This window comes from Bacillus sp. C28GYM-DRY-1 (assembly GCF_030519405.1).
Taxonomy (GTDB): Bacteria; Bacillota; Bacilli; order Bacillales; family Bacillaceae; genus Bacillus; species Bacillus spizizenii_A.
Genome location: NZ_JAUMKF010000022.1, coordinates 44,778 through 56,730, shown reverse-complemented (window position 1 = coordinate 56,730; position 11,953 = coordinate 44,778). Strand labels below are relative to the sequence as shown.

General features: G+C 41.9%; 13 protein-coding genes. 4 read left to right on the top strand and 9 right to left on the bottom strand.

The window, feature by feature from the left end; genetic code table 11:
* The first annotated feature begins 537 nt into the window (after window positions 1–537).
* Window positions 538–1,452, top strand: coding sequence for a class I SAM-dependent methyltransferase (locus Q3W56_RS17510; protein WP_302896321.1), 915 nt, complete (start codon window positions 538–540; stop codon window positions 1,450–1,452).
* Between the two features lie 74 nt (window positions 1,453–1,526).
* Here the strand turns inward: Q3W56_RS17510 and Q3W56_RS17505 are convergent, their stop codons facing one another.
* The 3 genes from Q3W56_RS17505 to Q3W56_RS17495 form a co-directional block, all read right to left on the bottom strand.
* Entirely contained in the window at window positions 1,527–1,955 is a 429-nt protein-coding gene (locus Q3W56_RS17505; protein WP_302896320.1) for a GNAT family N-acetyltransferase, read from the bottom strand.
* Between the two features lie 25 nt (window positions 1,956–1,980).
* Window positions 1,981–2,778 carry an inositol-1-monophosphatase gene (gene suhB, locus Q3W56_RS17500; protein ID WP_302896319.1) on the bottom strand — a complete coding sequence of 266 codons (798 nt, stop codon included), beginning with the start codon at window positions 2,776–2,778 and terminating at the stop codon, window positions 1,981–1,983.
* Window positions 2,779–2,915: 137 nt separating this feature from the next.
* Window positions 2,916–3,104: a hypothetical protein gene (locus Q3W56_RS17495; protein WP_009967148.1), complete on the bottom strand. Its 189-nt coding sequence runs from the start codon at window positions 3,102–3,104 to the stop codon at window positions 2,916–2,918.
* A gap of 238 nt (window positions 3,105–3,342) precedes the next feature.
* On the opposite strand from Q3W56_RS17495, the gene Q3W56_RS17490 reads away from it, so the two are divergent.
* Window positions 3,343–3,981: a YktB family protein gene (locus Q3W56_RS17490; protein ID WP_302896318.1), complete on the top strand. Its 639-nt coding sequence runs from the start codon at window positions 3,343–3,345 to the stop codon at window positions 3,979–3,981.
* 31 nt (window positions 3,982–4,012) lie between these two features.
* Here Q3W56_RS17490 and Q3W56_RS17485 read toward each other — a convergent pair whose 3' ends face one another.
* Window positions 4,013–4,279: a UPF0223 family protein gene (locus Q3W56_RS17485; RefSeq protein WP_019714280.1), complete on the bottom strand. Its 267-nt coding sequence runs from the start codon at window positions 4,277–4,279 to the stop codon at window positions 4,013–4,015.
* Between the two features lie 184 nt (window positions 4,280–4,463).
* Between Q3W56_RS17485 and speA the strand changes: the two genes are divergently transcribed.
* Complete coding sequence (gene speA / locus Q3W56_RS17480; protein WP_019714279.1) at window positions 4,464–5,936, top strand: arginine decarboxylase; 1,473 nt, start codon at window positions 4,464–4,466, stop codon at window positions 5,934–5,936.
* A gap of 33 nt (window positions 5,937–5,969) precedes the next feature.
* On the opposite strand, the gene Q3W56_RS17475 is transcribed toward speA, so the two are convergent.
* Entirely contained in the window at window positions 5,970–6,089 is a 120-nt protein-coding gene (locus Q3W56_RS17475) for a GapA-binding peptide SR1P (RefSeq protein WP_079996350.1), read from the bottom strand.
* A 420-nt stretch (window positions 6,090–6,509) separates the two neighbouring features.
* Between Q3W56_RS17475 and slp the strand changes: the two genes are divergently transcribed.
* The gene (slp, locus tag Q3W56_RS17470) at window positions 6,510–6,884 is read left to right on the top strand and encodes a peptidoglycan-associated lipoprotein Slp (RefSeq protein ID WP_019714278.1); all 375 of its coding nucleotides are present in this window, start codon (window positions 6,510–6,512) and stop codon (window positions 6,882–6,884) included.
* Window positions 6,885–6,928: 44 nt separating this feature from the next.
* On the opposite strand, the gene lpdA is transcribed toward slp, so the two are convergent.
* The 4 genes from lpdA to pdhA form a co-directional block, all read right to left on the bottom strand.
* Window positions 6,929–8,341 carry a dihydrolipoyl dehydrogenase gene (gene lpdA / locus Q3W56_RS17465; protein ID WP_019714277.1) on the bottom strand — a complete coding sequence of 471 codons (1,413 nt, stop codon included), beginning with the start codon at window positions 8,339–8,341 and terminating at the stop codon, window positions 6,929–6,931.
* A gap of 4 nt (window positions 8,342–8,345) precedes the next feature.
* Complete coding sequence (gene pdhC, locus Q3W56_RS17460; RefSeq protein WP_302896317.1) at window positions 8,346–9,674, bottom strand: pyruvate dehydrogenase complex dihydrolipoyllysine-residue acetyltransferase; 1,329 nt, start codon at window positions 9,672–9,674, stop codon at window positions 8,346–8,348.
* Window positions 9,675–9,788: 114 nt separating this feature from the next.
* The gene (gene pdhB, locus Q3W56_RS17455; RefSeq protein ID WP_003222291.1) at window positions 9,789–10,766 is read right to left on the bottom strand and encodes a pyruvate dehydrogenase complex E1 component subunit beta; all 978 of its coding nucleotides are present in this window, start codon (window positions 10,764–10,766) and stop codon (window positions 9,789–9,791) included.
* A 3-nt stretch (window positions 10,767–10,769) separates the two neighbouring features.
* A complete protein-coding gene (gene pdhA, locus Q3W56_RS17450) occupies window positions 10,770–11,885 on the bottom strand; it encodes a pyruvate dehydrogenase (acetyl-transferring) E1 component subunit alpha (protein ID WP_003222294.1) in 1,116 nt (371 codons plus the stop codon).
* Window positions 11,886–11,953: the final 68 nt, after the last annotated feature.

Sequence of the window (11,953 nt, the reverse complement as noted above, 5' to 3'; positions counted from 1 at the left end):
ATACCTAGCCAAGCGGAGCTAGGTATGCGGGAGCTCTTTTTCTGTTTTTGAAATCAGCTGAATATCCAAAAAAACAGCGTAAGACAAAAAAAGCTTGTAGAAAAACATCGTTTTCTCTACAAGCTGAGCCTGAAATGTCTCAGGCTTTTTTTTCGTTACGTGTTTTAAGGTTTTTCTCTTTTTTGTAAGCCTGTCATTCACCCCGAAAGGATGAGAATCAGCAGCCCTTGCTGATATGCGACAGATGGGAGCACAGTCGCTGTAGTACAGAGGAAGCAGCGATACGGCTACCTGCTCAACTGCAAAGATCAAAAACAGCAGTAAGCCAACGCTGAAGCATACAATATTAATCCGGGCTAAAGGGAGATTCTTCCGACAAAATTGGCTCAGGTGAAATAAGACGATCACATGACCGAAGAAAGAGCAAAAATATTGACAAAAAATTTTCATATGCTATAATTTACCATTAATATATTTATAGGTATAATAAGGTTCTCCTGGCCAGGGGAATCTTATTTTTTTTAGGAGGATCATTTCATGAGGAAAACTGAGTATAGCATAACGTCTTTAATTTCAGCTTTTGCCCGCTTATATCATAGCCGATATGACACGCCTCTCATCTTTGATGATTTTATTGCAAAAGACCTCATTAATGAAAAAGAGTTTACAAACATTAGCGAGAATATGGTTCAAGGAATATCGTTTTTCAACAAAGAGATGGCCGAACGTCTGCAAAATGATCCTGAAAACATATTAAAATGGGTTACCCAAATCCAGCTGTCGCCTACACCCTTAGCACGTGCTGCATATTGTGAAAAAGTTTTACACAACGAATTGATGCTGGGGGCAAAACAGTATGTCATTCTTGGGGCCGGACTAGATACTTTCTGTTTTCGGCATCCTGAATTGGAAAACAGCTTACAAGTTTTTGAGATTGATCATCCGGCTACACAGCAATTCAAAAAAAATAAGCTAAAAGATACAGATCTGACAATTCCGGGACATCTTCACTTTGTTCCTATGGATTTTACCAATGCGTTTTCGTATCAGCCTCTTATAGATGAGGGATTTGAAAACACAAAAACATTCTTCAGCCTTCTGGGAGTGTCTTATTATTTAACAAGAGAAGAAAATGCAAGCTTGATCAGAAATTTATTTTCTCATGTCCCATCAGGAAGCTCTATCGTTTTTGATTATGCTGACGAAACACTCTTTACAGCAAAAGGAACGTCAAATAGAGTTGAACATATGGTGAAAATGGCTGCCGCAAGCGGAGAACCGATGAAATCGTGTTTCACTTATCAAGAAATTGAAAATCAGTTAGAATCATCAGGTTTACTGATCTATGAACATCTAGCACCAGACGATATTAATGATCAATTCTTCAACAATCGAACAGACGAATTATCAGCGTTTGAAACGATTCATTATATTCATGCAGTAAAAAAATGATTTGTAATTCATCAGAGCCTCTCAATTTTTAGGAGGCTCTTTATGGTACTGGCATACAAAAAAAGCTGCTGTTATCATACAGCAGCTTCTGCTAAAGGCTTCACAAGGATCATAAACGATTTGCCTTTCTCATCTTTCTCCGTTTTCAGCTGTTCAAATCCGCATTGGCCCAAAAACAATATCCATTCACTGCGGTCAATGGGAACTGCCGCAAACATCGCTTTATGTTTGGCTCCGAGAATTTTGCTGATCTGTTCAATGATCATCCTCGCATGCCCCTTTTTTTCTTCAGCCGGATCAATCAGCACCGTTCCAAGCCACGGCTTTCCGTTGGAAGGCGCCCACTCGAGATGATAGCTGACGGCAATAGGCAGACCATCATTTTCCCATATAAGCCATGATCCGTTGTACATGGAGTAGGAGATCATATAACTTTCTGCATCTTTCTCCCCGAACTCCTCCTCTTTCCATACAGGATGAGCCTCCGCGAGCTTCTCTAACAAGCAGAGGTCATCCTGTACAAATGGCCTACTTTCGAGCATGAAGGTACTCTTCACATATCGTTTTATGTATAGAGGGGTTTCCGGCCAGCACACTGTGATTTTCTAAGAAGGTAAATGGCTCTCCCTCTATGGTCGTATAGATGCCCCCTACTTCATTTAACAGCACACAGCCGGCTGCATAATCCCATGGCGCAAGACGCATCGTGATGTAAGCATCTATTCTTCCTGCAGCGACATTTGCCAGCTCTAAAGCGGCAGAACCGTAGGAGCGTGTGCCTCTGACTCTTTTCACAAGAGGCGCTAACACACTTGGATCAATCCTTCTGTTTTCCGTTACCCATGTCGCATTAATGGCAAGAATCGCTTCTTCAATAGCGGTTTCTTTTAAAGGAGCCAGCTTCGTTTCATTCATATAAGCTCCTCTTCCGCTAAATGCATGATACAGCTCATCATGCACCACATCATAAATCAAACCGATTTTCCCTTCTCCGTTTTCAAAAATTCCAATTGAAATCGCAAAATTTCTTTGCTGATGCACAAAATTCATCGTCCCGTCAATCGGGTCGATAATCCAGACAACTCCCTCCAGTGAGTGGAGTTTGTCTCCTTGTCCTTCTTCTCCGAGTATGCGGTGTCCCGGAAACGTTTCTTGAATGCGTTCAATGAAAAACATTTCCGTTTCTTTATCAATATTGGTGACTAAATCATTCGGATTTGATTTCGTTTCAATTGTCAGCCTTTCATTCATGGATTGTTTCATTCTCGTGCCTGCTTCTCTTACCCATTTCTTTGCAATCTCATCAATTTCCGTCCAATTTGCCATTCGTGCGTACCTCTCTTCTATGTAGACCTTTATTTTATAGGATACTGATAACGGCAGTGAAAAAGCAAGGAAAATGAAAAATATTCCTTCTCACGTAAAAACGAACCATTCGCGCGGTTCGTTTTCACTATCGCTTGTTACCCGTTAAGACGAATCCATTCTTTTCTGAGTCGCTCAAGTTTGTTTTTGCTTTGTTCAATCTGTTCTTCATTTTCTTTTTGCATTGCTTCATATAGGGTTGCCAATTCATAATCAACCTCTAGTCTCCAGACAGCTACACGATTGTTTTTCTCTTCCTTAAATCCCTCTTTTACAACTTGCCTCATTGTCTTTCGCCCCTTCCAGAGATCATTTGTTTGTAAAAAAGCATCCCATTTTGCCATTCAACAATGATTACTTCTTATATCGTATGTTTGTTCTATTTACGCGTAACACGATTCTGAAAATTGTGTGTTTACCTACTGGTTTATTACCTCATTTCCCCTTTCTTCAAACGCGCTCAATCTTTTTGACGCTCGTATGAACTGTGATAAAATATGTTTACTAGCATGAAGGAGGAAAACCATGACACAAATTCGTTTTACGGAAGAAGACTTTAACACATTTACAATAGAAGGCTTAGACGCGCGCATGGAGGTATTAAAAGAGACGGTCCGTCCAAAACTTACAGCTCTAGGCGAACATTTCGCCCCAACTTTATCAGCTTTAACCGGAGACGAAATGTTTCCTCATGTGGCCAAGCACGCAAGAAGATCCGTCAATCCTCCTGCTGACAGCTGGGTCGCATTTGCAAACAGCAAAAGAGGCTATAAAAAACTGCCGCATTTTCAGATTGGTTTATGGGAAACCCACGTATTTGTGTGGTTCGCGATTATTTATGAATCCCCTATCAAAGAAGAATACGGCAAATTGCTTGAAGCGAATCAGGAAACCATCACTAAGAATATCCCTGACAGCTTCGTTTGGTCCGCAGATCATACAAAACCTGGCGTACACAAGCAGTCTGAAATGGACAAGGAACAGCTGAAGACGCTGTTTGAGCGGTTGCAGACTGTTAAAAAAGCTGAGCTGTTATGCGGCATCCAGCTTCAAAAAGAAGAAGTGCTGAATATGAATAACCAGGAATTCCTTCAGCGTATCGATGATGCCTTTAAGCAACTTGCTTTTCTGTACCGCTTCACCCAAAAAGTATCACAAGCATAAAAAAGAGCCGGAGTATCCCCGGCTCTTTTTCTTACATCTTAATCTTCGCCTGATCAGATTCCCTTGCCTGTTTGACCGTGCGATAAGGAGAGTATGTACTTTGTTCTTCAAACTCGCCGCATATCTTTTTTTCCTCAGCCTTTCCCGGTACTATTTCCTTGAATCGGCGGTAAGCGTTAAGCAGTTCTTCACGATCTGCACCTTTTTCGTATGCAAGCTCAACCTGCTGAAAAAACGCGATCACATCCACTGCTTCTTCGGTTGTCCAATCTTCATTCATCGGATATTGGTATTCCATTTTATTCACTCCTTATAGATTTGCTTCTCTTAAAAGAAAGCATCTTCATTTGATCATAAATTGTTCTTTACATTCTTTCAAGTTCATAATATAATTCATTTGTTTTACGTCTAAAAAACGGTTGAGAAACTGATTTTAATACACACTATTATGCATAGGTATGATTACAAAGGTGGGAAAACAATTGTCGCAACATGAAACACCCTTATACACAGGACTGAAAAAGCATGCAAGCAGACAGCCTGTACAATTCCACATTCCCGGCCATAAAAAAGGGGCAGGAATGGACCCAGAATTCAGACAATTTATCGGTGAAAACGCGTTAAGCATAGATTTAATCAATATTGAACCATTAGACGACTTGCACGCGCCAAAAGGCATCATTAAACAGGCACAGGATCTGGCGGCCGAAGCATTTGGCGCAGACCACACATTTTTTTCTGTTCAGGGAACAAGCGGCGCCATTATGACAATGGTGATGGCTGTTTGCGGACCTGGAGATAAAATTATTATTCCAAGAAATGTGCATAAATCAATTATGACAGCTATTGTATTTTCCGGAGCAATTCCAATCTTTATTCATCCTGAAATTGACAATGAATTAGGCATCTCCCACGGCATTACACTTGAATCTGCCAAACGGGCGCTTACCGAGCATCCAGATGCAAAAGGGCTTCTCGTCATCAACCCGACATATTTCGGTGTTGCAGCCGACTTAAAAAGCATCGTAGAACTCGCTCATTCGTTTGATGTGCCGGTGCTTGTTGATGAGGCACACGGCGTTCACATTCATTTTCACGATGAATTGCCGCTTTCAGCCATGCAGGCAGGAGCAGATATAGCTGCGACTAGTGTACACAAACTGGGCGGATCACTGACGCAAAGCTCCATTTTAAACATGAGAGAGGGCCTTGTATCCAAGGACAGAGTGCAATCCATTCTGAGCATGCTGACAACAACATCAACTTCTTATTTGCTTCTCGCCTCTCTGGATGTTGCCAGAAAACGCCTTGCGACAGAAGGCCATCAGCTTGCTGAGGAAACACTGAAGCTTGCCAGCCAGACGAGAGACCGCCTCAATCAGATTGAAGGCATTTATTGTGTCGGTTCTGAGATTCTTGTTTCAAAAGCAGCTTACAGCTATGACCCGACAAAATTGATTATCTCTGTTAAAAGTCTTGGACTCACAGGCCATGACGTAGAAAAATGGCTTCGTGAATCCTTTAATATTGAAGTTGAGCTTTCTGATCTTTACAATATTTTGTGTATTTTCACCCCTGGTGACAGCCAAAATGATGCAGACCGGCTTGTAGAGGCTTTAACAGAGATTGCACATCATATGTCAGAAAAAGATGTAACACATCAGCCAACTGAAGTTCTTCTCCCAGGAATTCCTTTATTGGCAATGACTCCACGTGATGCTTTCTACGCAAATACGGAAGTCATCCCTTTAAGAGAAGCAGTCGGACGGATTATCGCTGAATTTGTAATGGTATATCCACCTGGTATTCCAATCTTCATTCCAGGTGAAATAATTACAGAAGACAACATCAGCTACATTTTCAAGAACCTTGACGCAGGTCTCCCTGTTCAAGGACCTGAAGACTCAACTTTAAAGATGATTCGGGTCATTAAAGAACAAAAAGCGATTCAATAAATAAAAAGCATGCGGCTTGAGCCGCATGCTTTTTTACTCTTCATCAACGGGATATTGACATTGTCCGCAACATGTTCCATATAATGTAGTCACTTTCTCATCTTCAAAGTAATGAATGGCTTCGTTGCAATCTTGGCAAACAATCGTACCCATCTCTCATTCCCCATTTCTTTGAAATTTGAAAACGCTTAATTTCTTTTGTTGTTATTATATTAATATGTCACATTTAAAATGTCAACAACAAACTGTATAACACATTTAACTTAAATATCGATATATATAGCGTATTTTCTCATTTTTTCACCTATAATAATTTCTTCATACATCAGCATTAATCGATACATATGGCAAAAAACATGACATGATTCCATTTTTTCTTGAACTTTAATGGAAGAACACAGTAATAAATTCTATATAATACCAGATTGCTATTTTAAATGATGGATATGATATGTAATCTCACTTTAAAAACGGTTTCAATTATATAACAATTAGGTAACAAGGAGCAGATTAAGCTGCCTCTCATGATAAACTAAAGCTAGTTTACTATTGTTTATACAGAGGAGAAGATAGATGCGATATCGCGCGGTATTTCCCATACTGATAATAGTATTTGCTTTATCGGGCTGTACGCTTACCACCATCAATCCAGTGAAAAAAAGCCGGATTGATAACATTCATCATACACAAATCTTGTTTTTTTCTAATGAGAACCAAATTGACCAGGAAGCATCCTATTACGATGCACTGCTTGATTTAGAAAAAGACTATCCCGAGCAAATAGATAAAATGAAGGTCTATGATAACAAAGAGGGCTGGGAAGATGAGATTGAAACCGTCCCTACCCTTATGGTCGTTGATCAGCGTCATGTCGTGGTGAAAATAGAGGGATGTGTGAAAAAGAAAGAAGACATCATTAAACCATTGCAGCATGTGCTGTCAAAATAAAAAAACAGCCCCGCTTTAAGCAAGGGCTGTTTTTGATATTAGCATTATTTTACGATGTGAATCGGACTTCCGATTGCCACTTCAGCTGCTTCCATTGTGATTTCGCCCAATGTTGGGTGAGCGTGAATTGTCATCGCGATATCTTCAGCAGTCATGCCGCCTTCGATCGCTAAGCTTAACTCAGAAATCATATCAGAAGCACTTGCGCCGGCGATTTGCGCACCGATCACAAGACCGTCCTCTTTACGAGTAATTAGCTTCATGAAGCCGTCTGTTTCGTTGAGGGAAAGCGCACGGCCGTTTGCTGCAAATGGGAATTTAGCAGCAACAATGTCAAGACCTTCTTCTTTCGCCTGTGCTTCAGTATAACCAACTGATGCAAGTTCAGGCTCAGAGAAGACAACCGCAGGAATACCAAGGTAATCGATTTCTGCAGGCTCTCCAGCGATAGCTTCTGCTGCGATTTTACCTTCGTAAGATGCTTTGTGAGCAAGCGGCGGTCCTTCGATGATATCACCGATTGCATAAATGTTAGGTACGCTTGTACGGCACTGTTTGTCAGTTTTCACAACACCGCGGTCCGTCATTTCAATACCGACTTGCTCAAGGCCAAGCTCATCAGTGTTTGGACGGCGTCCTACAGTAATCAGTACGTAATCAGCATCAACAGTTTTTTCTTCACCTTTTACTTCAAAAGTAACTGTTACACCGTCCGGTCTTTCTTCAACGCCTTTAGCCATCGCATTTGTATGGATTTCAACATTGCCTTTTTTCTTCAGTCTGCGGGTAACAAGAGAACTCATTTGTTTTTCGAAACCAGGAAGAATTTCATCTCCGCCTTCAAGAATAACGAGCTCAGTGCCAAAGTTAGCATATGCAGTTCCAAGCTCAGTTCCAATGTAGCCGCCGCCGATAACAACGAGCTTTTTAGGAATTTCTTTAAGAGCCAAAGCGCCTGTTGAATTTAGGACACGCTCAGTATATTTGAAGTTTGGCAATTCGATAGGACGAGAACCAGTTGCAATAATTGCGTTTTTGAACGTGTATGTTTGAGCAGAGTTCTCATCCATAACACGAACTGAATTGCTGTCTACAAAGTAAGCTTCACCTTTTACAACATCTACTTTGTTCCCTTTAAGAAGACCTGCAACACCGCCAGTAAGCTTGTTTACAACAGAAGTTTTCCATTCTTGAACTTTTGTGAAATCAACTGATACGTTCTCAGCAGTGATCCCCATGTCGTCAGAATGCTTTGCATTCTCATAACGGTGGCCTGCATTGATCAGCGCTTTTGAAGGGATACATCCAACGTTTAGACAAACGCCTCCAAGAGTTGCTTTTTCAACGACTGTTACTTTTTGTCCAAGCTGTGCAGCGCGGATGGCAGCTACATAGCCACCAGGTCCCGCACCAATCACAAGAGTATCTGTTTCAATAGGGAAATCTCCTACTACCATAACATTACGCCTCCATTAAAATTAATTGTGGATCGTTCAGTAAACGCTTGATGTGATTTAATGCATTTTGCGCAGTTGCTCCGTCGATCATACGGTGGTCGAAGCTGAGAGAAAGAGCTAAGACTGGAGCGGCTACGATTTCGCCATCACGAACAATCGCTTTTTCTGCAATGCGTCCGATACCAAGAATCGCAACTTCTGGATGGTTGATAACCGGAGTGAACCATTGTCCGCCGGCAGAACCGATGTTTGTAATTGTGCAAGATGCGCCTTTCATTTCAGCTGGAGCAAGCTTGCCTTCACGAGCTTTTGTTGCAAGGCCATTAATTTCATCAGAAATTTCAAAGACAGATTTACGATCTGCATTTTTCACAACCGGTACAAGCAAGCCTTTTTCAGTGTCAGCAGCGATACCGATGTTGAAGTAATGTTTTTGGACTACTTCTTCTGTTTTATCGTCAATTGACGTGTTTAAAACAGGGAATTTTTTCAGTGCAGATGTAAGAGCTTTTACAACGTAAGGCAAGTAAGTCAGCTTGATTCCTTGATCAGCAGCAACCTGTTTGAACTGTTTACGATGTGCAACAAGGTTTGTTACGTCCACTTCGTCCATTAACGTTACGTGAGGAGCTGTGTGTTTAGAGTTAACCATCGCTTTCGCAATTGCTTTACGGATACCGCTCATTTTTTCGCGTGTTTCTGGGAATTCGCCTTCTGGAGCTGGTGCAGCAGCCGGTTTAGCAGCTGTTTCTTGTGGTGCAGCTGTTTCTTGCGGCGCAGCTTCTTGCGCTCCTCCGTTTACAAAGCTGTCGATATCTTCTTTTACAACACGTCCGTTATTGCCTGAACCAGTAACTTTACGGATGTCTACGCCTTTTTCACGAGCATATTTACGTACAGAAGGCATAGCGATCACGCGTTTGTTCGGGTCAACTTCGGCTTGATCCTGCTGTCCTGCGCCAGTTGCTTTTGCAGGCTCTTGTGCTTGCTCTTCTTTCGCAACGTCTTGTCCAGCTTCTGCTGTTGACTGAACTTGTGCTTCAGTTTTCGCATCATCTGACTCTTCGCTGCCTTTAAATTGAAGGTCTTCGTAACCAGGTGCATCAAACGTAATGATCGTTTGCCCAACAGTTGCAACCGTTCCCTCTTCAACTTTTAATTCTAATACTTTTCCTTTAACAGGTGAAGGAATTTCTACTACTGCTTTATCATTTTGGACTTCAGCCAGTACATCATCCTCGTTTACCTCATCGTTAGGCTTGACAAACCATTTTACGATTTCGCCTTCGTGGATACCTTCCCCGATATCTGGAAGTTTAAATTCAAATGCCACAGTTCTCGACCTCCTAGTTTGATTAAGCAATTTTAAAGTTTACAACGTAAGCATTGAAAACAGATATATAATAGAGGGAAAACGTTCATCTTCCCTCTCGATTATGCAGTTTGATTAAAATTCAAGTACTTTTCTTGCTGTTTCAAGAACATCTTTATGGTTTGGAAGCCATACGCTCTCCGCTTGAGAGAAAGGAAATACTGTATCAGGCGCAGCCACGCGAAGTACAGGTGCTTCCAAGCTCAAGATCGCACGGTCATTAATTTCTGCTACTACGTTTGCAGCAATACCGGCTTGTTTTTGTGCCTCTTGAACAACAATCGCGCGTCCTGTTTTTTCTACTGATGCAATGATTGTATCAATGTCAAGCGGACTTACAGTACGAAGGTCGACAACTTCAGCAGAAATGCCGTCTTTTTCAAGCTCCTCGGCAGCCTTTAATGATTCATGAACCATTGCGCCGTAAGTGATGATTGAAAGGTCAGTACCTTCACGTTTTACGTCAGCTTTGCCAAGCTCAATTGTGTATTCTTCTTCAGGAACTTCTTGACGGAAAGAACGATAAAGTTTCATGTGCTCTAAGAAAACAACAGGATCATTGTCTCTGATCGCAGCAATTAAAAGTCCTTTGGCATCGTAAGGAGTTGATGGAATAACAACTTTGATACCTGGCTGTTGTGCAACAAGACCTTCTAAGCTATCAGCGTGAAGCTCAGGAGTATGAACACCGCCGCCGAACGGAGAACGAATTGTTACAGGTGAAGTCCAGCGTCCGCCAGAACGGTAACGCATACGAGCCATTTGGCCAGAAACTGAATCCATTACTTCGTAAACAAATCCGAAGAATTGGATTTCCATTACCGGGCGGAAGCCGTTTAAGCCTAAACCAAGGGCAAGACCACCGATACCAGATTCAGCAAGTGGCGTGTCAAACACACGGTCTTCACCGAATTCTTTTTGCAATCCTTCTGTCGCACGGAATACGCCGCCGTTAACACCAACGTCTTCTCCGAAAACTAAGACATTTTCGTCATTTTTCAGTTCTGTGCGTAACGCATCCGTGATTGCTTGAATCATTGTCATTTGCGCCATGGCTTACTTCGACTCCTTCTGTGTATAAATTTCAAATTGCTCCTCAAGGTTGTGAGGCATTTTTTCGTACATGATTTTCATTAAATCAGTTACTTTTTGCTTCGGCTCAGCATCAGCTTTTTTGATCGCTTGTTTAATTTCTTCTTTCGCATCCTCAATTACTTTTGCTTCTTCTTCTTCAGACCATAGGCCTTTGTTTTCAAGGAACGCACGGAAGCGTACAAGCGGATCTTTTTGTTCCCACTCATTCTCGATTTCTTTTGTGCGATATTTAGTCGGATCGTCACCAGCCATTGTGTGCGGGCCGTAACGGAATGTAAGTGTTTCAATAAGCGTCGGGCCTTCGCCGTTGATTGCGCGTTCGCGTGCTTCAGCAGTTGCAGCGTATACAGCAAGCGGATCCATTCCGTCTACTTGTACGCCGACAATACCTGCAGCTACAGCTTTTTGTGCAATTGTTTCAGCCGCAGATTGTTTTTCAACCGGAGTTGAAATCGCATAGCGGTTGTTTTGTACTACGAAGATTGCAGGTGCTTTATAAGCGCCGGCAAAGTTAATTCCTTCGTAGAAGTCCCCTTGTGAAGCCCCGCCGTCACCAGTGTAAGTGATAGCAACAGCTTTCTTACCGCGTTTTTTAAGACCTAGCGCAACACCGGCAGTTTGAATGTATTGAGCACCGATAATGATTTGTGGAGAAAGGGCATTCACATCATCAGGCATTTGGTTTCCTCTGAAATGTCCGCGAGAGAAAAGAAACGCTTGATATAATGGAAGGCCGTGCCAAATTAACTGAGGCACATCACGGTATCCAGGAAGAACAAAGTCTTCTTTTTCAAGCGCGAAATGCGTTGCAATCTGAGAAGCTTCTTGACCCGCAGTAGGAGCGTAGAATCCGAGACGTCCTTGACGGTTTAATGAGATAGAGCGCTGATCAAGCACACGCGTAAATACCATGCGGCGCATTAGCTCTTTTAATTGATCATCTGTTAAATCAGGCATCGCCGCTTCATTCACGACTTCTCCCTTTTCATTTAAAATTTGGAACGTTTCGAACTGCTTCTTAATGGCATCAAATTGCTTTTTACTATCAACGATAGCTTTTTTCGTTTTTGCAGCCATACTAAGTCACCTCTTCCTTTCTTTTAAACAGTCATTAGACGTGCATTCCTTTTATACATACAAACTTA

Excerpts from the sequence above, each read along its gene's own strand:
- Q3W56_RS17510 (WP_302896321.1), top strand. The coding sequence starts at position 538 with ATGAGGAAAACTGAGTATAGCATAACGTCTTTAATTTCAGCTTTTGCC.
- suhB (WP_302896319.1), bottom strand. The coding sequence starts at position 2,778 with ATGGCAAATTGGACGGAAATTGATGAGATTGCAAAGAAATGGGTAAGA.
- Q3W56_RS17495 (WP_009967148.1), bottom strand. The coding sequence starts at position 3,104 with ATGAGGCAAGTTGTAAAAGAGGGATTTAAGGAAGAGAAAAACAATCGT.
- Q3W56_RS17490 (WP_302896318.1), top strand. The coding sequence starts at position 3,343 with ATGACACAAATTCGTTTTACGGAAGAAGACTTTAACACATTTACAATA.
- Q3W56_RS17485 (WP_019714280.1), bottom strand. The coding sequence starts at position 4,279 with ATGGAATACCAATATCCGATGAATGAAGATTGGACAACCGAAGAAGCA.
- Q3W56_RS17475 (WP_079996350.1), bottom strand. The coding sequence starts at position 6,089 with ATGGGTACGATTGTTTGCCAAGATTGCAACGAAGCCATTCATTACTTT.
- slp (WP_019714278.1), top strand. The coding sequence starts at position 6,510 with ATGCGATATCGCGCGGTATTTCCCATACTGATAATAGTATTTGCTTTA.
- lpdA (WP_019714277.1), bottom strand. The coding sequence starts at position 8,341 with ATGGTAGTAGGAGATTTCCCTATTGAAACAGATACTCTTGTGATTGGT.
- pdhB (WP_003222291.1), bottom strand. The coding sequence starts at position 10,766 with ATGGCGCAAATGACAATGATTCAAGCAATCACGGATGCGTTACGCACA.
- pdhA (WP_003222294.1), bottom strand. The coding sequence starts at position 11,885 with ATGGCTGCAAAAACGAAAAAAGCTATCGTTGATAGTAAAAAGCAATTT.